Here is a 22,716-nt window from a genome sequence, read left to right as displayed (position 1 = left end):
AGCGAATTGCATAATCTCCCGTTTTAATAAATATGTTGTAAATTGCTCTCTACTCATTCCTGACATTTCACACATCAGGGATAAAAAATTTAGTTGGGTTTCATTTAATGCTTCTCTATATTCCGATTTAATCATTTACCCTCGTTTTTGTTGAGCGCTTCGAATTTCCTTGCACTTTCCTGTACTCTATATAATGCAATGCCAAGCCGGATGAGATCTTTATACTCGGTGGATGTTGCGCTGGTCGGGGACAATTTATTAATCAGTCGGCGTAGGTTTTGGGATCCGTCATGAATGGCATCTGCAACACTCTGCGCGCTTTTAAACTTTCTATTTTTATTCATATTCCTCCGATTTTGGATGTAAAAATGCCCACCGAGGGAAAACCCGGCAAGCTCTATATAAGTTAGTTTTATTTGCTACCTAATATTAATATAACACATATAAGTGACAATGTCAGTATATTACAGTAAATAATTAACCTATTTTATAATACTCTTTATTAGCAAGAATTACAAATTAATTTTACAACCTATCTAAAAGCTCCTGTAAGCCATTCTAAGCAACTCTAAGGGAATAGATACACATCGGCCTACCTAATGCAATAAAAAACCCACACAGAGGCGTACAGCCCGATATAGGAGCTATGGCACCTATACCTATAGGATAATAATACCCTCGCCGCGCAAAAGCTGAGGGCTGGCTGTGCCATGCCGTAGACACATCAACTCTATTGTATAAAGTGCTGTGTTTATTAGTTTATGACCAAATGGTCAAGTACTGTTTATGACTAAATGGTCATACAATACTAACTTAGATCTTATTTATACTAACTTATATTAATTTATTAACTACTAATAATAATTAATTACTAATAACTATTAATTTATAATTATTAAAATAAAAGATCATGTTTTATGGTCGGTACCGACCATGATCTTTAGTGCACGTCCGTGCACTGATCTCTATGCCTGCGGCACTTGAGCACATCAAACACGAATCAATAATGAATGTAATGAATATTGGTTATGAGTGTTAAAGATTAAAAGGTTGAGAGTAACGATAACCGAATTAAACCTTTTACATAGTCGTCGTGCGGAGCACAATAAAATACATCGGCATGATTACCAATTGTAGGCACATCAATACTAGCATAGTCATGCCGATAGACAGCATGACCGGAACGGGCATAGAGAACCTACAAAAAACATCATGATTATGGCTGATTACTATTAACCCTTTATCAGCCAATAAAATATTAATATTGTAAATAGTGTCCCATTGCCGCAGGCATAGAGATCATGGTCGGTACCGACCATAAAACATATATATATTAAATAATATAATAAAGGTTGATCTAATAGTTAATATAATAGTGGTAGGTTTTCCCCCTCCCCCGGGGGGTTTACTCCCTCCCCCCTCGGGGAGAATATCCCCCTACCAGTCAACCTATATTTACCACTTTTAGCACTTTTCCTTTAGGTGTATGAAGCCAAACGTTTGACAGACCCAAACTAGTTAGTGATACATTATCGTCGGAACCTGAAATTTCCTTAAGGAATCCTTTTAATACTATAGGGATATCTTTTTCCTCATCTCCAACCAACTCAAAATCTATACCTTCACGTGGATACCCCATAATCCCCATATCAGAACCATCTCCATCTCCATCTCCATTTCCTTGGACAAAATCAAAATAATAAAACTCATCCTCATAGGGAATCATGACATTGCCAATTTTGATTTTTACAGATGAGATTCCATAAGAACGAAGCGGCTCCCTTGCCATTTCTGGATCATGAAACACCTCGGGAACCTCCGTATAAATCAACTTAGCTCTAATTACGTTCATAAATAAAATCATATTTTCAGGGAGAAGATCCTCCTTACCTACCCCAGCAATAAAACACTCTTTTTTCTGTTTATTCATTTTATAGGCCACTTTGATTTCAAATTTATTATCACTCATAAAGTTATATCTCCTCTCAGACTAGTAATTACCTCTCCAAATATAAATATTCGAAGTGATGTTTTTTCTCGTTTGCTTGCTTCCCCTTTATTAAGTGATAAATCTAAATACTATTCAAGCCCCCTTAAAATTAAGAGAACAATGAAAACTATCAAAAATTGGTCAATAAATGACGAAAGTTGGCGGCAGCGCGTGGAACAGGAGAGAAAACGTAGTTGTAAAGATAGAGGCTGCCATAAAATAACAAACAAAAACATATTGTTATCTAACAAACCTCATTTAGAATTTACTTTGAATAAAGATACACCTATTTTATCAAATTATATCACTCCAGTAACAAACATCCTAATAACCAAAATAAATATAAAAATACAAATTACAATAAAAATGATATAAAAATAATCATTTAATCCCCCTTTATTCGATGCAATTACCCAGGGCAACCCAGTGACAGGGAACAACGGTAGAACCGCGTACAGACACGCTGAGGCCATCTCCTGCTTACTTCCGTGCAATATGGCGTATCAATACCTTCCAAACAGAATCATCTCTTTTTGAATGATTTAATTTATTGTTAATTTTTCTTTACAAAATGAATGATAATTGATCGTGTTTGTAATGATATTGATTCTCATTACCAAAAATGAAATCGGCACGGCCATGCCCCCATCGCTCTATGCGACAATATGACAAATTGGAAGTTAGATACTAGTAGCACTGTAATATCAGTCAGTTACGAACATGCTGATTGTTGTGTCTATGGCGCAGCCATTCTATTCAGTGTTTATTCACGTTTTATGCAGGATTATTTCGAGGGATATTTTGAAATCATAAAGGAATTTTTTTTACCCTTTGGCAATCTTGCTAAGCACTGCCACATCCACAATAATTATTTAAATATCAATCACTTATAACAAAATCCACTTAACTGTTTAAATGGTGCTTAAATAGCGTTTAATAGGGTTTAATACCCCTTAATTACCTTCAATTCCTTTCTAATAGTTACCACGCTAACCTTTATCATTTTGTGCTTAATGCAACTAGTAATCTGTTGAAATAGATCATATTTGTGATAAATAATAACTCTATTGAAATGTAAGTTAGATTGGTCACGTGGCTACTTTCCCTAAAGGGGAAATCTGCTTGGCAGACATAGAAGGAGATAGTCATGAGAGTTGAGGCGTTGCGCAGTAAAGAAGAAATCCAGGAATTCAAAACGTTGTTGGTCGAGATGAACAACGGCAACACGCTGTACCGCGATCTCTTCATCTTCCTTTCCCATACCGGCTATAGGATATCGGATGCCCTGCTGGTTGAGTTCTCACACATCAACGGTGATGAATTGGAGGTTAAGGAGCAAAAGACCGGCAAAATCCGCCGTGTTCGATTGCATCCTGCTGTTCTGGGCATGATTGCAGAACGCAGAGAGAGACACCCGCACCATACCTTCCTGTTCGAGGTTGAGAGCAACAGAGCCAAAGGCAAGCCCGTTAGCCGTCAATCTGTCAGCAAGGCGTTCAGGGAAGCTGGGGAACGGTTAGGAAAGAAGGTGGGGACGCATAGCGGGAGGAAGACGCTAGGATACGCTGTCTACAAGAAGACAAAAGACATTGGCTTGACCATGAAAATGCTTAATCATAGCAGCGCTGCCACAACTCAAGCTTACATTGGGATAACTGATAGTGATGTGTCCAAAGCCATGATGGAAGTTGATTTTTAAAAGTTAATAATAGGAATAAACCATGAAAAATTTATTGATGATTGTAGCTCTGTTAGCTTCTTTTGGTGTTAAAGCTGATCAGGTGTTTGAGTGTGATATGTATGTCAGCAAGCTAATGGAAGGAACGCCAGATATTCTTCCCGGCACTACTGTTAAAAAGGGCAAGGTTCAAATCTATAACAAAGCGACTGAGTTTGCACTCCTTGGAAAAGTTAAAGAAGATACAATCTCATCAGGTAAATTAGATAGTGATGGTGCCTCAGTTAGGCTTGCAGGAAAAGATAAAGTCGTCTTTGCCCGTGCAGGGGGAGCGTATGCAATAATTATGGGCACCGACATGCTTAATTTTCATAACTGTGTCTTAACTGCTGAGAATTAACCTGATAGGGATTGATATGAAAAACGCTCTGTACGCCCTTCTACTGGCTTTTAGCTTACCTGCTACCGCTGGAGTCACCTTGATACTCTCAGAAGAACAAGAAGCCTCTGGGGGCGGTAAAATCTGTATCTATGAAAACAGCCAGAGAACAGAAACGACTACGGTTAGCGCTGGTCGCTCCTGCCCTCATACAAAGACGTTTGAAGATGATGGTGCCAATAAGTAAATTTTATTTCGGAGAGGGAGACCAAGGCACCAAGTAAAACTCTTCACCATTACATAACACGCTCAGTCTGTCCCAATTTAAGGTGGCTGTAGCAGGGAATTCATCTTGATTAGGTAATGTATAGCCTGCGGTCCCGGAGATCATAAACGAATTACCAGTGATGGGTTTACCCGGTCGAGAGACATAAGATTCATAATCTGAAAGATAAATCCAACCTTCACTTCCCACCTTTGTAAAGATCAGTCCATAAATTTGCCCTTTGGAATCAACTATACGAAACTCATCATAAAGCATCGGTTTCGCGTCATCACCCAACTCCACAATACGTTTAATTTCGGGCGATACATTTGCAGGGACTCGGGTCATAACAGCGTTTAGAACCTCCGAATCTCTGACATCGGGATATTCTGCATTAATCCATTGATCACACGTATATTCCTTTCCACCATGGCAATAAAAAATCCTGCAATTTGAAGCCATAAATATCTCCTTTGCTGTGTATAAAGTCTTAAACATAGCGTAACCCGTTTAAAAGGCAATAGAAGTTATAAAGCCCGTTGGTGGTGATACGCACAAAGCAGTTACAACATCTCCACCAAAGCAACCAACTGGCCTACATCGACATTCTTCCCGTAACGGTTGTAGGTTATCGTCCCGTTGCTATGCCCAAGAAGTTGGCTTGCAAACTGTTCAGGCACTCCCATTTCTTTCAGCCTAGAGGCCGTGTAATGCCTTATGCTGTGAAATTCCGGCAATCCGTGAGGCTTGCGGAAACTCCCAAACCACTTACTGAACGCATGCGAAAAAAGGCCAAGGTGGGGTGACAGTTTAGGGAACAATCGAATCTCCTGTTTTTCAACATAGGTGAGCAACTCCGCGCCCAACAACCTCGAGCTGATAGGTACGAACCGCCGCGAACTGGAGGTTTTCAGGCTCTGCCCCTCGTTCAGATCATCAATGCGGAAACACCACGTACCGTTAACCTGCATTACGTCATTCTTATAGAGTTGGCAAGCCTCGTTTTGCCTCATGCCGGAGTAGCGGCAGATGAGAATGATCCATCTCCTCCACTCAACCACATCCTGAATAGCATTGTGCAACTGTTTCAGGTCATAGGCAGTGTAGGCAGGTCGCCTATCCATTGGTGCAGTCGAGTCTTTAACATTCATGCCCTCAAATGGATTTTTAATTTCATCATCAGTTCGCATGTTAAGCCACCGGAAGAACCCCGCATTTTTCTTGATATACCGGTTTCTGGTCGATGCTGAACCTTCCAACGTATCCACATAATCAGCCGCACTGCGCTTGCTGAATGGTTGTTCTGTTGTCGCCAGATAGGCGTTAACGCAGCGCTCTATGGTGAGCAACTCACGCTCTCCGACAGTATCTTTTTTAGATGCGATGTAAGTTTGCAACTCTTTCTTGAGATTGATTTTGGGGTGTTGGAGTTGTTGTTGTGCAGCCGCAGCAGGTGACGTGTGTGCCGGGATGCCCTCGGAGAGGGGGAAATGACGGGAAACAAGATAGCGCTGAACGCGTTCCAGAGCTTCACGCTTTGAACGGGTGCGAAGTGATACGCGGATTTCCCGACGTTTTCGAGCTGTCAGGTAGATTCGACGGTAATACCAAATGCCGTGGCGGGAGAGAACGAGGTGAGACATAGTTAGCTTCCTAAGTGATACACAAAAAGTGTGACACCTACGAATTCAATGCACTAAATCTCAATTAATAACTGATAAATCAATCAGTTACTTAAATTGGTGGAGGCCCTGCCAGCTACATCCCGGCACACACGTCACCTGCTGCGGCTGCTTCCTTCCGGATCTGACCGAGTTCACAAGTTAGTGTTGCGGGAGAACCAACAGGGCCCCCATTGACGGCTTCACATGACTGCGAAGCGGTGGCTAGTATCGGTGATGGCCAACCAAATAGCAAGCCAACCGGGGCCAACCGCTGTTTTCTTACCCACCTTGGCTGTGGCACACTTCCCTTATTGGTTTTTGCTGCAGCAGGAAAACAGAAATGGAACCAGAAGACGCCTCATTCAGCCAGCGCGTGTTCCACGTGGTGGCCGCCATTCCCTATGGCAAGGTCACGACCTATGGCGAAATAGCGAAACTGGCCGGTTCACCGCGCGCCGCGCGTCAGGTCGGTGGCGTATTAAGGCGCCTGCCGGAAGGCAGCAGCCTGCCCTGGCATCGGGTGATTAACCGGCACGGACAAATTTCGCAGCAGGGGGAGGACTTCCAACGCCAGCGGCAGGCATTGCTTGAAGAAGGGATTATCTTCGGTACGCACAGCACGGTTGACCTGTTGGTTTATGGTTGGCGCTGGTAACAACAAAACAGCCTTTGGCCGGAGCGCAAAGGCTGTTAAGGGTTTACTGCTTAAGGGTTACCGGCTTAAGGCATGGTCGCCGGGGCGGCCTGAACGGCAACGCCCTGCACCGGAACCATCACCAGATCGGCACGGGTGCCGTTACGGTTCACCACTTCCTGGATAGTGTCGGTAATAAAGGTCATCTGACCATTTACCGTAATTGCCGCACTCAGGATAATGCGTGCATTAGGCTGAATATCGGCCGGATTGTACGGCAGGACAAAATTAAACGGCGCCTGCTTGCCCTCGGTGCGAACCGCACGCTGGGCGATCACTTTAGACGGAGCATCCGCCAACGAGGCATCAGAGAGCGTGACGGTCAGTACCGCATCCGGTGGCAGCGCAATGCGCTGGCGAATGTTAACCGAACCAGTCACCGCCGGGCCCTGAATCTGCGTTTGCGCAATCGCCGGGTTTCCCGCTGTCGGAACAGGCACGTCCGCACTCTTTTGGGCACAACCCGCCAGGGTAACGGTTAACGCTGCTGCTCCACCTACGATTTGCCAGAGTTTCATGGATCGGTCTCCTTTTTTATTATCAACACGTTGGTGGCTTTCACCACCGCACCTATTAAACTTAGCACAAAACACTGAAAAATCCATTTAGTCCTGCCTATTAATCACTTACCCCTCTAATAACACTCAGCATTCAGTCAATTTTCTCTGTGCCATAACGCAATATATTGACGGCTTGCCGTGATATTCCGCACACTGCGCAAAATGATTATTAAAAGGGTAGTAACTTTATGAGCCAGGCACTGAAAAACCTCCTCGATCTGCTGGATCTGGAGAAAATTGAAGAAGGGCTGTACCGCGGGCAAAGTGAAGATCTGGGGTTACGCCAGGTATTCGGTGGTCAGGTGGTGGGTCAGGCGCTGTATGCCGCCAAACAATCGGTACCGGCGGAGCGCAGCGTTCACTCGTTCCACAGCTATTTTCTGCGTCCGGGTGACAGCAGCAAGCCGATTGTTTATGACGTGGAAATCCTGCGTGACGGCAACAGCTTTAGTGCCCGACGCGTCAGTGCCATTCAGCACGGCAAACCCATTTTCTATATGACCGCGTCCTTCCAAAGCCCGGAAGAAGGTTTTGAACATCAGAACACCATGCCGGACGTGCCACCGCCAGAAGGGCTGATGTCTGAGTCAGACATTGCCCAGAAGCTGTCGCATATGCTGCCGGACAAAGTACGTGAGAAGTTTATCGGCCAGAAGCCGATTGAGATGCGTCCGGTCAAATTCCACAATCCGCTGAAAGGCAGTGTGGAAGATCCGCACCGCTACGTGTGGTTCCGCGCCAACGGTACCATGCCGGACGATCTGCGCATCCATCAATATTTGCTGGGTTATGCGTCTGATTTCAACTTCCTGCCGACGGCGTTGCAACCCCACGGCGTCGGTTTCCTGGAGCCCGGCATGCAGGTAGCCACCATCGATCACTCAATGTGGTTCCACCGCCCATTCCGCATGGATGACTGGCTGTTGTACGTGGTGGAAAGCACTTCCGCTTCCGGTGCCCGTGGATTTGTACGCGGCCAATTCTATACCCGTGAAGGCGTACTGGTTGCCACCACGGTACAGGAAGGCGTTATCCGCCAGCGCGAAGCCTAAACGCCAGCCAAAGAAAAAGGGCGATGTCTCCATCGCCCTTTCTATCATCATTATTTTTCGAATTATTTAGCGCACTGCCCTTCTTCAGGCCTATTGGTTATAGGCACTCTCGCCATGGCTGTTGACGTCCAGACCTTCGCGTTCCTGTTCTTCCGGTACGCGCAGACCAACGATGGCGCCCGCCACTTTGAAGGCAATGAAGGCGGCCACACCAGACCACACCAGCGTGGTTACCACACTTAACAGCTGGATCCACACCTGATGCCCCATGGTGACACCCTCAGCATACCCCGTGCCACCCAGTGAAGTGGAGGTGAATACCCCGGTCAGCAAGCAACCGACGATACCGCACACGCCATGTACACCGAACACGTCACAGGTATCATCTACCTTCAGCCATTTCTTCAGCGTAACCACGCCCCACAGACCGGCAATACCGCCAATCAGGCCGATAATCAACGCCCCGCCCACGCCCACGGTGCCTGCCGCCGGCGTGATGGCAACCAGCCCGGCGATCATGCCGGAACAGGCGCCCAACAGTGAAGGTTTGCCACGAACAATCCACTCGGCAAAGGTCCAGGAGAGGATAGCACCCGCAGTCGCCACCACGGTGTTCAGGAACGCCAGTGCCGCAATGCCGTTAGCCGCGCTGGCAGAACCGGCGTTAAAGCCAAACCAGCCAATGTACAGAATGGAAGCCCCGGTAAACACCATTGGCAGGTTGTGCGGTTTGAACGCTTCTTTACCGAAACCGGCCCGTTTGCCCAACAGGTAAGCCCCCACCAGACCGGCGCTTGCGGCGTTGATATGCACAACGGTGCCGCCGGCAAAGTCCAGCGCGCCATCAGCGGCCAGGAAGCCGCCGCCCCACACCATGTGGGCAATCGGCAGGTAAGAGATGGTGAACCAGATGGCCGCGAAGATCACCACCGCAGAGAAGCGGATGCGCTCGGCAAAACCGCCCACTACCAGTGCCACGGTAATACAGGCGAATGAACACTGGAAAGCCACGTGGATCATCTGGCTAAAGGTTCCGGTGACACTATCGATACCAATGCCTTTCAGCATCGCCGTCTGGAAACCGCCGAAGAACGCATTGCCTTCGCTGAAGGCCAGGCTGTAGCCATAAAGCACCCAGAGTACGCACACCAGTGCAAAGGTGACGGTTACCTGGGTCAACATGGAGAGCACGTTTTTGGAACGCAGCAAACCACCGTAAAACAAAGCGACACCCGGCAGGGTCATGAACAGCACCAAAGCGGTGCAAATCATCATGAAGGCGTTATCCGCCTTGTCTGCGACCGCCGGAGCGGCCAGTGCCAAAGAAGGAACCATGGTTACCGTACTCAGGCCCAACATGGATAAAAGTTTTTTCATTATCAATCCATCCCCATTACTTTACTGAGCCAGTGATTACAGTGCTGCTTCGTCTGTTTCGCCGGTGCGAATGCGAATGACACGTTGCAATTCGGCAACGAAAATTTTGCCGTCACCGATTTTGCCGGTGTAGGCCGCTTTACTAATGACATCAACCACTTCATCTAACTGATCGTCAGCGATAGCGATGTCGATTTTTACTTTAGGTAAGAAGTTGACGCTGTATTCAGCTCCGCGATAGAGCTCAGCATGTCCCTTCTGGCGACCAAAGCCTTTTACTTCGCTTACGGTCAGCCCCTGAATACCTACAGAGGATAGGGCTTCACGCACGTCCTCCAGCTTGAATGGTTTAATCACCACGGTCACCAGCTTCATATTGCCCCTCCACGAATTAAGCCCAAACTCCCCCCTGGTACGAGTCTTATAAAGCAAAGGCTATGCCACAAATGGTTTTGTACGCTAATTCAGCAAATTAACCGGCAGGACGGCAATCGGGTGCACTGCGATGAGCCAACGACGCGCTACCGCACAGGGAATTGATTAAATATTGCGCACTATTTTGGTGCGTGACGCGTCGAAAAAGTGCAGAGAAAGGGATTTAAAACGCGGCGATGCCAGTTTGTGGTGCGTGGTGGAAAAGAAAGAGGCCGCTAAAGCGGCCTCTGACATTATGCAGGTTGTGTTTCTTCGCGGTTGGCGGCAGCCAGCTCTTCACCCACCAGTTGCAGTTGATACATCTGGTAGTAACGCCCCTGCTGCGCCAGCAGTTGCTGATGGTTGCCCTGCTCGACCGCCTGACCCCGGTGCAACACCAGAATCGAATCGGCATCAACAATGGTCGACAAACGGTGAGCGATCACCACCAGCGTGGTGTGTTCGCGGATCAAACGCAGCGCCCGCTGAATCGCTTGTTCCGTGCCTGAGTCAATGTTGGCGGTGGCCTCATCGAGGATCAGGATCTGCGGTGCCTGTACCAGTACCCTGGCCATCGCCAATAACTGCTTCTGGCCCACCGATAGATTATTGCCCTGTTCGCCCAGCCGGGTATGAATGCCCTGCGGGAAACTGCGCACCAACTCGGCCAGTTGTACCGTTTTCAATGCCTGCCAAACCGCCTCTTCGCTGATATTGCGTCCCAGCGTGACATTGGCCAGCACTGACTCGGCGATCACCACCGGGTCCTGCTGCACCATCGCGACACCCTGGCGCAGAGTCCGGTGTGAAAGGCTGGCCAGAGGACGTCCGTCGAGACGCACTTCCCCCTGATCGACCGGGTAATAGCCCATCAGCAGGTTGGCCAGCGTGCTCTTACCGCTGCCGGTATGGCCGACCAGCGCCACGAAGCCACGCGAAGGGACCGACAGCGAAATATGCTGCAGTACCTTTTTGTCATCACGGTAGGCAAAACTCAGGTCGTCAATATCAATACGGCCGCTCTCCAGTGGGCGATCGTCCGCCCCGTAGCTCTGCTGTTTGCGATCCATCAGTTCGAAAATACGCTCGCCGGCCACCACCGCCTGCTGCAGGATAGACTGCTGCGATGTCAGCTCAATCAACGGCTCATTCAGACGGCCCAGATAGTTGATAAAGGCATACAGCACACCAACGCCGATCGCCCCCTCACCGCTGAAGCCGAACAACATCAGCAGACCGCACAGTACCAGCGCCGAGAACAGGCTGAGCAGCGGACGCAGCAGGAAACCGTCCAACCGCAGCGTCTGCATACGCGCGGTATAGTGGGAACGGCTGGCGGCGCTCATGCGCTCCCCGAAGCGGATCTGCTGGCGGAACTGCTGGATCACGCCCATGCCGTTAATCACTTCGTTAAAGCCGTCGTTGATGTCCGCCAGATAGCTACGTACCCGGCGCACAATAGGGATGCTGTAGTACTGATAAATGCCCATCACCACAAATACCGCCGGGAAGATGCAGATCGCCACCAGCGCCATACGCCAGTCAAGGCTGAACATCGCCACCAGCATGGCACCGATCAGCGCCGCGCTTTTCAGCACCGTGGACACCACCATCACGTACAGATCTTTGATCACCTCGGTGTCATTGGTCACCCGCGAGATCAACTGCCCGACGGGTTGGGTATCAAAGGCGCTAAGTGGTTGGCGCAACGCAGCGTCCATCACGTCAGTTCGCAGACGTTGAACCACCCCGACCGCCGCCTGGTTGAACAACAACGCCTGAAAATAGTGCAGCGCCGCCGCCAACAGCTCCAACAGGATATAGGCTGCTGCCAGTCCGCAGACGATAGTCAGCGGTAACTGGCCCTTGGCAACGTAGTTATCGATAAAATAACTGACCAGGATCGGCCCGGCGACTTCCGCCGCCGCGGCGACCCACAGCATCACTACCGCCAGCCCCAGCGGCTTTCGGTACGGCGATCCATAAGCCAGCAAGCGCTTCAGCGTCGGCCACAGCTTTTGCATCTTATTCATTGGCTTCACTCTCCTCGCCGCTTTCCGGGGCCTCATCCAATGCCGCCTCCAGTTGCTGATAGCGATACATATCGCGATACCAGCCGGGTTGAGCAGCCAGGGACGCATGCTGGCCACGCTGTGCCACAGCGCCGTGCTGGATCACCAGAATTTCGCTGGCTTCGGTCAGTGCCGAAAGCCGGTGCGCGCTGATAATCACCGTGCGGTTTTGCCCCCAGCTGCGCAGGTTATGCAGGATCTGGTGTTCGGTACGGCCATCCACCGCCGACAACGCGTCGTCGAGGATCAGGATTTCTGCATCCAGTAACAGGGCGCGGGCAATGGAGATACGTTGCTTCTGCCCCCCAGAGAGCATCACGCCACGCTCGCCCACCTCGGTTTCATAACCCTGCGGCAGGCGCAAAATATCCTCATGCACACTGGCCAGGCGGGCCGCGCGCTCAATCTGTTCCTGCGTCGCCCCCGGATTTCCCAGCGCGATGTTGTTCGCCACGCTGTCCGAGAATAAGAACGGCGTCTGGCTGACCACGGACAACCGTGAGCGCCAGTCGTCGAGTTTGACCTGGGTCAACGGCAGCCCCTGATAGCTGATCTGGCCGTCATCAACATCAAATTGGCGCTGGATCAGTGACAACAGCGTCGATTTACCGGCGCCGGTCGGGCCACACAGGCCGAGCATTTGCCCTGGTTCCAGCTTCAGCACCACATCATGCAGCGTCGGCTGACTATTGCCCGGGTAGTGGAATGCGCGGATGTCGATCGCCAGATTGCCACGCCCGGCCGGCAGCGATTGCTCACCGTCGGTCACTGCCGGGGCTTCATCCAGCAGGCTGCGAATACGGCTATAGGCCGCGCTGCCGCGTTCAACGATATTGAACATCCAGGCCAACGCCAGCATCGGCCAAATCATCAGGCCGAGGTACATCACGAAGCTGGTCAGTTGGCCCAGCGTCATGGTTCCGTTCACCACCATCCAACTGCCACCGCCGATCGCCAGCAGATTGGCGGTACCGATGGCGATATAAATCGTTGGGTCGAAACGAGCATCCACCCGCGCCACGTGCATGTTTTTGGCACCGGTCTGGGCAGCGACTTCGGCAAACTGATTAGACTGATGATCTTCCAGACCGAACGCCTTGATCATACGGATGCTGGTCATGCTTTCCTGCGCCTGATCGTTCAGGCTGGAGAACGCCGCCTGCGCCGATTTAAAACGCTGGTGTAACTGGTCGCCATAGTACTTGATAACGATCGCCATGATTGGCATCGGGATCAGCGACAGCAGGGTTAGCTGCCAACTAATTTGGGTGCTCATCACCACCAGCACCGCCAATCCCATCACCAGCGAATCCACCAGCGTCAGCACCCCTTCACCGGCGGCGAAAACCACCCGATCGACATCGTTGGTGGCGCGCGCCATCAGATCACCGGTACGGTGACGCAAATAGAAGGCCGGATTCTGACGGCTAAGCTGGCGGTAGAAGTTTTCACGCAGTTCGACGGCAAGCTGGTAGGACGCCCCAAACAACAGCACCCGCCACACGTAGCGCAGCAGGTAGACAACCACGGCGGTGCCGAGCATCAGCCCCAGCCATGCCATCAGCACGCCGCCGGACATCTGTTTTTCGGTGACGCCATCCACAATGATCCCCACCAGCTTGGGCGGCAACAGTTGCAGTATGGCAATGATGATCAGCAGCACCACCGCCCCGAGGTAGCGACGCCACTCGCGGCGGAAATACCAGCCGATTTGAGCAAATAGTCTCACGCAGTTTTATTCCAGGATGTAATGGTTTTGTCTCTTGTTCTGCCTCAGCAGAGTAGGATACCACCGTTACTTTGCCAATTTGGTGAACTTTTCACTCAGGAATCGGCAGTGCAGTGGTGTATTTGATTTTTTCCATTGCGAAGCTGGAAGTGACGTCGATCAGCCCCGGTACGCCGTTCACCAGACGCTTGTAAAAGCTGTCGTAGCTCTTCATATCCGCCACTTCCACCTGCATCAGGTAGTCGTATTCTCCGGCCATGCGATAGAACGCCAGCACCTCTGGCATCTGCTTGGTCAGTTGCACAAACTGTTGATACCACTCGCTGCTGTGCTGCTGGGTTTTGATCAGCACAAATGCCGTCAGGCCCAGGCCGAGCTTTTCGTTATCCAGCAGCGCGACTCGCCCCCGGATATAACCGTCTTCTTCCAGCCGCTTGAGCCTTTTCCAACAGGGTGTCGACGTCAGATTGACCGCGTCGGCCAGCACCTGCAGCGGCTGCGTACAGTCCTGTTGCAGCATGCACAGTAATTTACGGTCTGTTTTATCTAGCATATCGGCAACCAGGAGAATAATTTTCTCTCATTAGGCGATTAAACAGGGAAAATGGCAATCCTTTTTTCCCCACAGCAGGCTATATTATGCATCAAACAAGCCCCCTATTCTGAGGCCAGATGATGACAAATTCTTGGGTAAAATATGCTATCGGCGAAATAGAAGCGGATTTTCAACGCTCCGCCGATACCCACCTGATCCGCCTGAACCTGCCGGAATTTCCCGGTATCTGCCTGTACCTGAAAGACGAAAGCACTCACCCGACCGGCAGCCTGAAGCACCGCTTGGCGCGTTCACTGTTCCTGTACGGCCTGTGTAACGGCTGGATCACCGAAAACACCACGATTATCGAGGCCTCCTCCGGCAGTACGGCGGTGTCCGAAGCCTACTTCGCCCGGTTGATTGGCCTGCCGTTTATTGCCGTAATGCCTTCCTGCACCGCACGCCGCAAGGTTGAGCAGATCGCGTTCTACGGCGGTCGTTGCCACTTCGTCGACCATGCGGCGCAGATTTACGCCGTCTCCGAACAGTTGGCGCAAGAGCTGAACGGCCACTATATGGATCAGTTCACCTACGCCGAACGGGCAACCGACTGGCGCGGCAACAACAACATCGCCGACAGCATCTTCCGGCAGATGGCGCGTGAACCCTTCCCGGTGCCAAAACATATCGTGATGAGCGCCGGCACTGGCGGCACCTCCGCGACTCTGGGCCGCTATATCCGCTATCAGGGGCACGACACCCGCCTGACGGTGGTCGATCCGGAAAACTCGGTGTTCTATGATTGCTTCCACCAGCGCGACCGTACCCTTATCGGCAGTTGCGGCAGCCGTATCGAGGGCATTGGCCGCCCACGCGCCGAGCCCTCGTTTATCCCGTCGGTGGTCGACAGCATGATCCGCGTGCCGGATGCCGCCAGCGTCGCCACCATCCACTGGCTGGAGACGGTTCTCGGGCGCAAGGTGGGGGCCTCTACCGGCACCAACGTATGGGGCGCGCTGCAGTTGGCGAAGCAAATGCGGGAAAACGGCGAGCAGGGTTCGATCGTCACTCTGCTGTGCGACAGCGGTGAGCGCTACCTGGACACCTATTACAACCCAGAATGGGTCAGCAACAATATCGGTGATCTGACGCCGTATCTGGCGCAGCTGGCGGATTTGTAATCGGCAGGTTCAGACGAAAAAAAGCCGGGTAAGTCTTACCCGGCGGCTGCCAATAAAGCCTCATAATTCGGGGGAATAGGTGAGGTAAGGTGAACGCAGCCAATGTTGCAAATAGTGAGCCACCGCCTGCTGTTCGCAGTGACCGATAACCTGTAGCTGTGGCAACAGCGACTTCAACTGTGGCAGAGCATTGCCCATCACCACCCCGTGCCCTACCGCCGCCAGCATTTCCTTGTCGTTCATCGCATCACCAAACGCCATACAGTCCGCCATCTTCAGCCCCAGATGGCGGCTCAGCATATTCAGCGCCGACCCCTTGTTGCAGCCCAGTGGCAACACTTCCAGGCATTCATAGGCCGAGAAACAAAGATCGACACGCGCAGCAAAGTGCTGACGCAGCTGCACCTGAAGTTTCAGCAATTCCTCGTGCGGACCAACAAAACAAACCTTGCTGTTGCCGAACGCCGGTAAACGCCGCAGTTCGGTAAGCTGGTAATGGAAGCCGCTCAGATGGTGGGCCAGCAACATTTCCTCCGGCAGCGCAAACCCGGTCATCCAGCCTTCATCACGGAAGACGTGCATGCTGGCGTCGGTTCGCCAGTGGGTATGCAGCACCTCTTCGGCAATATCGGCCGGCAAGTCGGTGGCGTGCAGTTGCTGCCCCTGATTGTCATAGACCCGCGTGCCGTTGCCGGTAATCAGGTAGCCCTGCAGGCCTAACTGCGCCATGATCGGCTGCGCATCAAGATAGTGCCGCCCGGTGGCGAAAGTGACGATCATCTCCCGCTCGAGGAGTTGCTTTAGCACCGCCAGAGTTTCCAGCCCGACCCGGTGATCCGGTGTCAACAACGTGCCGTCCATATCAAAAGCCGCCAGGCGATACATAAAGACCTCGTGAATGTGAACGCGATTACAGTCCCTGCAGTATGGGATGGTATTTGCGGAAGTAATAGTGAACAATTCTGGAAAACTGTTCCGGATTTACTGACATGCGTCTGACCCACCGCCTCAGCCAGTATCAACGCCTGTACCTGCAACTCGGTAGCGCACCGGTCGCCATCACCATTGGTGAGCTGGCAGCGATGTTCTATTGCAGCGAGCGCCACGCCCGCACTCTGGTACAACAACTGCAAGATCAGGGTTGGCTGAGCTGGCAGTCACAGCCCGGGCGCGGTAAACGTGCGCGTTTGCACTGTCTGATAACGCCGGACGAGCTGCGGGCTGCCCATCTTCAAAGGCTGCTGCAGGAGGGCGATCATCAGGGTGCGCTGGAAATGGCGCAGTTGGATCCGCAACATTTACAGGAACTGCTTAGCCCACATCTTGGTGGTCAATGGCAAGCCGGCAGCCCAACGCTGCGTATCCCCTACTACCGCACGCTCGAATCGCTGGATCCGCTGACCCTTACCGGCCGCGCCGAACAGCATTTGGTTGCCACCCTGCATGCCGGGTTAACGCGGTTTATTACCGGTAATCCCGAGCCACAATCAGATCTGGCTCACCATTGGCAAATCAGCGATGACGGCCTGCGCTGGCAATTCTTTCTGCGCGGCCAACTACGCTGGCACAACGGTGAACCACTGACCGGCCAGCAACTGCTGCAAACGCTGGAAAAACTGCAGCAGCATCCTCGCAGTCAACCCAGCCTGGCCAACGTTGCCAGCCTCAGTCTGCCCCATCCGCTGTGCCTGCAGTTTGATTTGCAGCATCCGGACTACTGGCTGGCGCACCGGCTGGCGGAATTGCCTTGCCTGCTGACCCACCCGGATGCTTCAGGCATGGGTGCCGGCCCGTTTAAATTGACGCTGAACCAACCGCACCTGGTCCGACTGGAGCAACACCCGTTTTACCATTTGCAGCATCCCTATCTGGAGAGCATTGAGTATTGGATCACTCCCGAACTGAATGTTGGCGATGCTTATACCAGTTGCCAGCATCCGGTACGCATTACCCTTGGTCAGCAGGAAGAGATGGCGTTGGCCCGCCCGGTACAGCGCAGCATGAGCCTGGGTTGGTGCTATCTGGCAGTGAATTTGAAGCACGGCGTACTCAGTGAAGCACAGGGGAAAAAACTGCTGATGCTGATCCAGCGATCCGGCCTGCTGGCCAATCTGCCGGTGCCCAACAGCGTCATCACCCCCAGCCACGAAATGCTGCCCGGCTGGGCAATCCCACAGCATCAGGCCGACGAGGATATTGCCCTGCCCGCCAAATTGACGCTGTTGTATCGGCCACCGGTGGAGCTGGAGACGGTCACAGTGGCCTTGCAGCAACTGTTGGCGCAACATGGCTGCGAGCTGGAGCTACGCTACTACGCGGGCAAACGTTGGCAGAGTACCGAACAAATCGAACAGGCCGATCTGCTACTGGCGGATAACCTGATCGGGGAATCACCGGAAGCGACGCTGGAAAGCTGGCTGCGGCAGGATACGCTGTGGCGGGGTATCCTGCCCGACGCTCGCTGGCAGCATCAGCAACAAACGCTGCAACAGATCCAGCAGCTCCCGGCACAGCCGCCGCGATATCAGCAATTGAAAGACTATTATCAGCAACTGATGGCGGCAGCGATCATCACTCCGCTGTTTCACTATCAGTATCAAATCAGCGCGCCACCGCGCATTCATGGCGTTACCCTGACCGCCCACGGTTGGTTCGATTTCTGTCAGGCCTGGCTACCACCGCCGGTGGACACCATGGGATCCCCTGCGACAAACTAAGTCTGGCTGGCTCTGCGGTAACCAGACATTTCTGCTACCATTGTTGCCGCAACGCATTTTTATCCTACCGCCCGAATGTGTATCGGGTAGGGTCTCAGCAATAATTTGAGGTTATTTTATGAAGCGCGCGGTTGTCGTTTTCAGCGGTGGACAAGATTCCACGACCTGCTTGATTCAGGCATTGAAACAGTATGATGAAGTTCACTGCGTCACCTTTGACTACGGCCAGCGCCATCGCGCCGAGATTGAGGTGGCTCAGGAACTGTCGGTGGCCCTGGGGGCCAAGGCGCATAAGCTGCTGGACGTAGGCCTGCTCAATGAGCTGGCGATCAGCAGCCTGACCCGTGACAACATTCCGGTTCCCGCCTACGACAGCACGCAGAGCAATGGGTTACCGAGCACCTTTGTGCCAGGTCGCAACATTTTGTTCCTGACGCTGGCAGCGATTTATGCCTATCAGGTCGAAGCTGAAGCGGTGATCACCGGCGTCTGTGAGACTGACTTCTCCGGCTACCCTGACTGCCGTGACGAGTTTGTCAAAGCGCTGAACCAGGCAATAGTGCTGGGCATCGCCCGCGATATCCGCTTTGAAACGCCACTGATGTGGCTGAACAAGGCAGAAACCTGGGCACTGGCGGATTACTACCATCAGTTGGATCTGGTGCAACAGGACACCCTGACCTGCTACAACGGTATTAAGGGTGACGGCTGCGGTGAATGTGCGGCCTGCCATCTGCGCGCCAACGGGCTGAAGCAATACCAAATCAACAAGGCCGAAGTGATGGCGAGCCTGAAGCAAAAGACCGGTCTGGTCTGATTGATCCCCCTAAATAATTCAAGTTGCATCGAGGCGGCAAGTAAACGATTCGGGTAAGTGAGTGCGGCCAACAAGGATGCGGCTTGAAGTATGACGGGGTTAACGGCGGCACGGGCTGCCGCTCGTTGCTTTACTGATCTTCTGGCGGCGTGAGCACCTGTAAGTGTTCGCGCAGTTGTCCCTCAATCGGCAAGGCCCGTTGGGTTTTCAGATCGACACAAACGAAGGTCAGTAGCGCATCCGCCACCTGAGCCCCCGTGGCATCCTGCAATACCTTCTGGCTCAACACGCCACTTTTGCCGTTTAGCTGCACCATCTGGCTGTCAATGCGTAGCTTGTCGCCCAATACTGCCGGGGTGCGATAGTTAATATTGATGTTCACCACGATGAAGGCGATGTTATTTTCCGTCATCCAGCGGAAGCCTTCCTGATTCTCCAGCCAATCCCAACGCGCCTCTTCCAGAAACTCCAGATAGCGGGCGTTATTCACGTGCTGATAAACATCAAGATGATAACCACGAACTTTGATAAAGGTCTGGTGCATAGGAAACGGCCACTCCTGCCTGGTGATTACAGAAAGAAGGAGCCGCAAGCGACTCCTTCACCCATTTGGTCAAGATGCCAAACTGGTAAGACCTGTAAAATGTAGCAGAGGAAAAAGGGCTGCATTATCACTTTGCCACGCAGCCGTGATCGAAATCACATTTTGAGCCGCGTGCGATTCCTTTCAAACAGTGCAGGCCCAATGCCCGGTACTTCCTGAAGTTGCTCAATCTGCGTAAAGGGGCCGTTCTGCTCACGGTAGCGCACAATGCTCTCCGCTTTCTTCAACCCTACCCCTTTGAGCATGCTGGCCAGTTGTTCGGCATCGGCCTGATTGATACTGACCGACGCCTCATCATTGGCAGTCGCTCCGGCCTCTGCACCTTGTCCTGCATTACCCGCCGGCACGGACAGCACCGGTTGCCCAGCCCCCACTTTCTCTTCCGCGGCCACCGATAGCCCGGCCAGGGAGAGCAGTGCTACGGTCAACAACGCTTTGAAGCTGAAAGCCTTTACCGCTTTTATTTCTGTAAGTTGCATGCTGTGTCCTCCTTGTGTTTAACAGCAAGCTCACCTTGCCGCAGCGGGCAAACTTCAGCAATTGGCGGATTTCAGATATGGAAAAGGCCGCGAAAGCGGCCTTTGAGGATTACATTGCGTTGCAGAAAACTGCGGCGCTTTACTGAGGTTGCTGCTGCTCAGCAGCGCCCATGGTGATCTTGGCTTCTTTGCGCAGGCTGGCCAGCAGAGAGTCAAAGGACACACCGGTCGAACCTTCTTCCATTTTGCTGACGAAGGTTTTCATTTCTTCTGCCGGCAAGGTGCCAGGGTTAACTGCATCCAGCGCAATCAGCACCACGTTGTCCTGACGATCCTGCGACATGCCATAAACCGGCTTGCCTTCCTGCGGATGCGGCAACGCGAACACGCTCTGCACCAACTGGCTGTCTTCCGGTGCACGAGCCATCTTCTGCACGCTGCCAAAGCTCAGGCCGGCCGCTTTCATCGCCTCGTCGCCCTTACCCTGTTTCAGCTCAACCAGCAGTTTCTCGCCCTGCAGTTTCGCTTCCTGTTCCGCTTTGTTGCGTTTGACCAGCTCCGCCACGCGATCTTTCACCTGGTCGAAGGGTTCAATGCCTTCCGGCTTGTGGCCAGACACGCGGATCACGAAGGCACGGTCGCCATCAACGGTGATCACGTCGGAGTTGCTGCCCGGAGAACCGCCCTCGCCAATCAGTGTGCCGTCGAAAATCGACTGAATGACCGGTTTGAAGTTCAGCGCTGCCGGAATATTGTCGCGGGTAAACCAGTCGGTATGTGCCGCTTTCACACCAGCCGCTTCTTCGGCTGATGCCAGAGACTCGTTATCGCTGGTAGCCGCTTCACTGACCTTCTGCTGCAGCGCGTAATAAGCGTCTACGGCTTTCTCCTGCTTAACCTGCTTGGCGATGGCGTCACGCACTTCGCTCAACGGCTTCACTTTCTCCGGCTGAATGTCGTTCAGACGGATCACCAGATACCCCACTGAGGACTTCACGACGCCGGAAAGCTGGCCTTTTTCGGTCAGGTTAGCCTGCTTCAGTTCGTCTGCCGTGGTGTCCGGCTCCAGCCAACCCAGCTCACCGCCAGTACGGCGTGAGATGATGTCGGTGGATTTGTCTTTCGCCAGCGTGGCGAAATCACCGCCTTTTTTCAGTTCGTCCAGTACCGCATTGGCTTCCGCCTCGGTTTTCAGCTGGATCACGCTGTAGTTCTTGCGCTCAGGCTGGCCGTAGCTGCTTTTGTGCTGGTCGTAGTAGGCGCTGATATCCGCATCGGCTACCGTTACCTTGTCCTGCATGGAAGCGGCATCCATTGGGATGTAGCTTACTTTGACCTGTTCTGGCGCAATGAAGCTGTTCTTGTTCTGGCTGTAGTAGTCTTTCAGCTCGTCGTCGGTCACGGTCTGCTTGGCCTGCAACGCTTTCAGATCCAGCGTCGCCAGACGCACATCGCGCTGTTGCAGCACCAGTGCCGTCATGTCCTGAGCTTCGGCAGGCAGAATAAAGCCTGAACCGCCGAAGGCCTGGATCACCTGCTGGTTAACCAGCTGCTGACGCATGGACTGCGCAAAGTTATCGGCGGTGTAACCCATGCGGCTAATCAGATCGAGATATTTGGCGTTATCGAACTGGCCGTCAGTCTGGAAGTAAGGCGCCTTGCGGATGGCGTCTTTTACCTGATCGTCGCTGACGCTCAGGCCTAATTTCTTGGCGTATTGATCCAGCAGCATGTTGTCGATCAACTGTGACAGCGCCTGGTGGCGCATCTGCTGCATATAGCCTTCGTTGCCCGCCAGTGCGGAGAACTGGTCACCCAGCTGTTGCTGCATGCGGCTGCGTTCGCTTTGGAAAGCCTGTTCCAGCTGAGCGCGCTCGATCACCTGACCATTTACTTTCGCTGCATAATCGCCGGAACCGCCGATCAGGTAGTTACCCACCCCGGTCAAAATAAATGACAAGATGATCAGGGCCAGGATGATTTTGAGCACGACGTTATTAGCTGCCGCGCGTAAATTGTCCATCATAGTGTGACAACACTCCGCTGTGATGTGGATTAAAAACACCCTTGCGCAGGCGCGTTCCCTGCGACAAAAATAAAAAAAGCGCATCAATCTGATGCGCCTTATATCTTACCTTACCAGCACCGTTGCGTCAGGTGATTGTTTATTACAAAACCCTGTAACGCTAAACGGTTAGACGCAAACAATCAGTTTACTGCGTCTTTCAGCGCTTTCCCTGCACGGAAGGCCGGAACTTTGGCTGCCGCGATGGCGATCTCTTTACCGGTTTGCGGATTACGGCCAGTACGGGCCGAGCGCTCACGCACGGTGAAGGAACCGAAACCTACCAGGGCCACATCATCCCCTTCCTTCAAGGATTCAGTAACAGATGCAATCACTGCATCTAAAGCACGCCCAGCTGCCGCTTTGGAAATATCAGCACCTGCGGCAATTTTGTCGATCAGTTGTGACTTATTCACTCTATCATCCCCTCTAGAATTCAATCGT

The 22,716-nt window shown here is 52.1% G+C and carries 22 protein-coding genes and 1 other RNA gene; 8 read left to right on the top strand and 15 right to left on the bottom strand.

All coding sequences use genetic code 11. The annotated features are described in order from the left end of the window. Positions 1-1,444: 1,444 nt before the first annotated feature. Positions 1,445-1,969, bottom strand: coding sequence for a hypothetical protein (locus NHG65_RS05285; protein WP_499183010.1), 525 nt, complete (start codon positions 1,967-1,969; stop codon positions 1,445-1,447). Positions 1,970-3,137: 1,168 nt separating this feature from the next. On the opposite strand from NHG65_RS05285, the gene NHG65_RS05280 reads away from it, so the two are divergent. The 3 genes from NHG65_RS05280 to NHG65_RS05270 are packed head-to-tail and all read left to right on the top strand — an operon-like array spanning position 3,138 to position 4,294. After that, the gene (locus NHG65_RS05280) at positions 3,138-3,689 is read left to right on the top strand and encodes a tyrosine-type recombinase/integrase (RefSeq protein ID WP_499183009.1); all 552 of its coding nucleotides are present in this window, start codon (positions 3,138-3,140) and stop codon (positions 3,687-3,689) included. Positions 3,690-3,711: 22 nt separating this feature from the next. Further along, a complete protein-coding gene (locus NHG65_RS05275; protein ID WP_499183008.1) occupies positions 3,712-4,068 on the top strand; it encodes a hypothetical protein in 357 nt (118 codons plus the stop codon). Positions 4,069-4,084: 16 nt separating this feature from the next. Continuing rightward, positions 4,085-4,294 carry a hypothetical protein gene (locus NHG65_RS05270; protein WP_499183007.1) on the top strand — a complete coding sequence of 70 codons (210 nt, stop codon included), beginning with the start codon at positions 4,085-4,087 and terminating at the stop codon, positions 4,292-4,294. Between the two features lie 3 nt (positions 4,295-4,297). Here NHG65_RS05270 and NHG65_RS05265 read toward each other — a convergent pair whose 3' ends face one another. The 3 genes from NHG65_RS05265 to ffs form a co-directional block, all read right to left on the bottom strand. Beyond that, entirely contained in the window at positions 4,298-4,774 is a 477-nt protein-coding gene (locus NHG65_RS05265) for a hypothetical protein (protein ID WP_499183006.1), read from the bottom strand. 101 nt (positions 4,775-4,875) lie between these two features. Continuing rightward, entirely contained in the window at positions 4,876-5,955 is a 1,080-nt protein-coding gene (locus tag NHG65_RS05260) for a tyrosine-type recombinase/integrase (protein ID WP_499183005.1), read from the bottom strand. A 106-nt stretch (positions 5,956-6,061) separates the two neighbouring features. Then, positions 6,062-6,158, bottom strand: an RNA gene (gene ffs, locus NHG65_RS05255) — signal recognition particle sRNA small type. A gap of 158 nt (positions 6,159-6,316) precedes the next feature. Between ffs and NHG65_RS05250 the strand changes: the two genes are divergently transcribed. Continuing rightward, positions 6,317-6,631 carry an MGMT family protein gene (locus NHG65_RS05250; RefSeq protein ID WP_099065378.1) on the top strand — a complete coding sequence of 105 codons (315 nt, stop codon included), beginning with the start codon at positions 6,317-6,319 and terminating at the stop codon, positions 6,629-6,631. A gap of 65 nt (positions 6,632-6,696) precedes the next feature. Here NHG65_RS05250 and NHG65_RS05245 read toward each other — a convergent pair whose 3' ends face one another. Then, positions 6,697-7,188, bottom strand: coding sequence for a YbaY family lipoprotein (locus NHG65_RS05245; RefSeq protein ID WP_099065379.1), 492 nt, complete (start codon positions 7,186-7,188; stop codon positions 6,697-6,699). 230 nt (positions 7,189-7,418) lie between these two features. Here NHG65_RS05245 and tesB point away from each other — a divergent pair, with 230 nt between their 5' ends. Next, positions 7,419-8,282, top strand: a complete 864-nt coding sequence (gene tesB / locus NHG65_RS05240) for an acyl-CoA thioesterase II (protein ID WP_099065380.1) — start codon at positions 7,419-7,421, stop codon at positions 8,280-8,282. Positions 8,283-8,372: 90 nt separating this feature from the next. On the opposite strand, the gene amtB is transcribed toward tesB, so the two are convergent. From amtB to NHG65_RS05215, 5 genes are all read right to left on the bottom strand, one after another. Continuing rightward, on the bottom strand, positions 8,373-9,659 hold the full coding sequence (gene amtB / locus NHG65_RS05235) for an ammonium transporter AmtB (RefSeq protein WP_157765418.1): 1,287 nt from the start codon (positions 9,657-9,659) through the stop codon (positions 8,373-8,375). Between the two features lie 36 nt (positions 9,660-9,695). Beyond that, positions 9,696-10,034: a P-II family nitrogen regulator gene (gene glnK, locus NHG65_RS05230; protein ID WP_012005549.1), complete on the bottom strand. Its 339-nt coding sequence runs from the start codon at positions 10,032-10,034 to the stop codon at positions 9,696-9,698. A 293-nt stretch (positions 10,035-10,327) separates the two neighbouring features. Beyond that, positions 10,328-12,106 (bottom strand): multidrug efflux ABC transporter permease/ATP-binding subunit SmdB, encoded by a 1,779-nt coding sequence (smdB, locus tag NHG65_RS05225; RefSeq protein WP_261427408.1) that lies wholly within the window; start codon positions 12,104-12,106, stop codon positions 10,328-10,330. Next, positions 12,099-13,874, bottom strand: coding sequence for a SmdA family multidrug ABC transporter permease/ATP-binding protein (locus NHG65_RS05220; protein ID WP_261415415.1), 1,776 nt, complete (start codon positions 13,872-13,874; stop codon positions 12,099-12,101). Before NHG65_RS05220 ends, smdB begins: the two co-directional genes overlap by 8 nt. A gap of 91 nt (positions 13,875-13,965) precedes the next feature. Continuing rightward, positions 13,966-14,427, bottom strand: coding sequence for an Lrp/AsnC family transcriptional regulator (locus NHG65_RS05215; protein ID WP_085115469.1), 462 nt, complete (start codon positions 14,425-14,427; stop codon positions 13,966-13,968). A gap of 122 nt (positions 14,428-14,549) precedes the next feature. Here NHG65_RS05215 and NHG65_RS05210 point away from each other — a divergent pair, with 122 nt between their 5' ends. Further along, a complete protein-coding gene (locus tag NHG65_RS05210; RefSeq protein ID WP_085115535.1) occupies positions 14,550-15,590 on the top strand; it encodes a PLP-dependent cysteine synthase family protein in 1,041 nt (346 codons plus the stop codon). A 60-nt stretch (positions 15,591-15,650) separates the two neighbouring features. On the opposite strand, the gene cof is transcribed toward NHG65_RS05210, so the two are convergent. Then, a complete protein-coding gene (cof, locus tag NHG65_RS05205; RefSeq protein WP_499183004.1) occupies positions 15,651-16,475 on the bottom strand; it encodes an HMP-PP phosphatase in 825 nt (274 codons plus the stop codon). A gap of 104 nt (positions 16,476-16,579) precedes the next feature. On the opposite strand from cof, the gene NHG65_RS05200 reads away from it, so the two are divergent. Together NHG65_RS05200 and queC are read left to right on the top strand one after the other, a co-directional pair. Further along, positions 16,580-18,307, top strand: a complete 1,728-nt coding sequence (locus tag NHG65_RS05200) for an SgrR family transcriptional regulator (RefSeq protein WP_499183003.1) — start codon at positions 16,580-16,582, stop codon at positions 18,305-18,307. A gap of 118 nt (positions 18,308-18,425) precedes the next feature. Further along, entirely contained in the window at positions 18,426-19,124 is a 699-nt protein-coding gene (gene queC / locus NHG65_RS05195; protein WP_099062278.1) for a 7-cyano-7-deazaguanine synthase QueC, read from the top strand. A 130-nt stretch (positions 19,125-19,254) separates the two neighbouring features. Here queC and NHG65_RS05190 read toward each other — a convergent pair whose 3' ends face one another. The 4 genes from NHG65_RS05190 to hupB form a co-directional block, all read right to left on the bottom strand. After that, a complete protein-coding gene (locus tag NHG65_RS05190) occupies positions 19,255-19,668 on the bottom strand; it encodes an acyl-CoA thioesterase (protein ID WP_085115465.1) in 414 nt (137 codons plus the stop codon). A 155-nt stretch (positions 19,669-19,823) separates the two neighbouring features. Continuing rightward, positions 19,824-20,207, bottom strand: coding sequence for a ComEA family DNA-binding protein (locus tag NHG65_RS05185; protein WP_499183002.1), 384 nt, complete (start codon positions 20,205-20,207; stop codon positions 19,824-19,826). Positions 20,208-20,346: 139 nt separating this feature from the next. Continuing rightward, a complete protein-coding gene (gene ppiD, locus NHG65_RS05180) occupies positions 20,347-22,233 on the bottom strand; it encodes a peptidylprolyl isomerase (protein WP_499183001.1) in 1,887 nt (628 codons plus the stop codon). Between the two features lie 182 nt (positions 22,234-22,415). Continuing rightward, positions 22,416-22,688, bottom strand: coding sequence for a nucleoid-associated protein HU-beta (gene hupB, locus NHG65_RS05175; protein WP_085115462.1), 273 nt, complete (start codon positions 22,686-22,688; stop codon positions 22,416-22,418). Positions 22,689-22,716: the final 28 nt, after the last annotated feature.

Origin of the sequence: Serratia myotis (assembly GCF_027474885.1) — a bacterium.
In the GTDB taxonomy this organism is placed as follows: Bacteria; Pseudomonadota; Gammaproteobacteria; order Enterobacterales; family Enterobacteriaceae; genus Serratia; species Serratia proteamaculans.
This window is presented reverse-complemented; position numbering and strand designations above follow the sequence as displayed.

Excerpts from the sequence above, each read along its gene's own strand:
- NHG65_RS05270 (WP_499183007.1), top strand. The coding sequence starts at position 4,085 with ATGAAAAACGCTCTGTACGCCCTTCTACTGGCTTTTAGCTTACCTGCT.
- NHG65_RS05285 (WP_499183010.1), bottom strand. The coding sequence starts at position 1,969 with ATGAGTGATAATAAATTTGAAATCAAAGTGGCCTATAAAATGAATAAA.
- tesB (WP_099065380.1), top strand. The coding sequence starts at position 7,419 with ATGAGCCAGGCACTGAAAAACCTCCTCGATCTGCTGGATCTGGAGAAA.
- amtB (WP_157765418.1), bottom strand. The coding sequence starts at position 9,659 with ATGAAAAAACTTTTATCCATGTTGGGCCTGAGTACGGTAACCATGGTT.
- queC (WP_099062278.1), top strand. The coding sequence starts at position 18,426 with ATGAAGCGCGCGGTTGTCGTTTTCAGCGGTGGACAAGATTCCACGACC.
- NHG65_RS05245 (WP_099065379.1), bottom strand. The coding sequence starts at position 7,188 with ATGAAACTCTGGCAAATCGTAGGTGGAGCAGCAGCGTTAACCGTTACC.
- NHG65_RS05185 (WP_499183002.1), bottom strand. The coding sequence starts at position 20,207 with ATGCAACTTACAGAAATAAAAGCGGTAAAGGCTTTCAGCTTCAAAGCG.
- smdB (WP_261427408.1), bottom strand. The coding sequence starts at position 12,106 with ATGAATAAGATGCAAAAGCTGTGGCCGACGCTGAAGCGCTTGCTGGCT.
- NHG65_RS05265 (WP_499183006.1), bottom strand. The coding sequence starts at position 4,774 with ATGGCTTCAAATTGCAGGATTTTTTATTGCCATGGTGGAAAGGAATAT.
- NHG65_RS05280 (WP_499183009.1), top strand. The coding sequence starts at position 3,138 with ATGAGAGTTGAGGCGTTGCGCAGTAAAGAAGAAATCCAGGAATTCAAA.
- ppiD (WP_499183001.1), bottom strand. The coding sequence starts at position 22,233 with ATGATGGACAATTTACGCGCGGCAGCTAATAACGTCGTGCTCAAAATC.
- cof (WP_499183004.1), bottom strand. The coding sequence starts at position 16,475 with ATGTATCGCCTGGCGGCTTTTGATATGGACGGCACGTTGTTGACACCG.
- NHG65_RS05200 (WP_499183003.1), top strand. The coding sequence starts at position 16,580 with ATGCGTCTGACCCACCGCCTCAGCCAGTATCAACGCCTGTACCTGCAA.
- NHG65_RS05190 (WP_085115465.1), bottom strand. The coding sequence starts at position 19,668 with ATGCACCAGACCTTTATCAAAGTTCGTGGTTATCATCTTGATGTTTAT.
- NHG65_RS05250 (WP_099065378.1), top strand. The coding sequence starts at position 6,317 with ATGGAACCAGAAGACGCCTCATTCAGCCAGCGCGTGTTCCACGTGGTG.
- NHG65_RS05210 (WP_085115535.1), top strand. The coding sequence starts at position 14,550 with ATGACAAATTCTTGGGTAAAATATGCTATCGGCGAAATAGAAGCGGAT.
- NHG65_RS05275 (WP_499183008.1), top strand. The coding sequence starts at position 3,712 with ATGAAAAATTTATTGATGATTGTAGCTCTGTTAGCTTCTTTTGGTGTT.
- NHG65_RS05260 (WP_499183005.1), bottom strand. The coding sequence starts at position 5,955 with ATGTCTCACCTCGTTCTCTCCCGCCACGGCATTTGGTATTACCGTCGA.
- NHG65_RS05215 (WP_085115469.1), bottom strand. The coding sequence starts at position 14,427 with ATGCTAGATAAAACAGACCGTAAATTACTGTGCATGCTGCAACAGGAC.
- glnK (WP_012005549.1), bottom strand. The coding sequence starts at position 10,034 with ATGAAGCTGGTGACCGTGGTGATTAAACCATTCAAGCTGGAGGACGTG.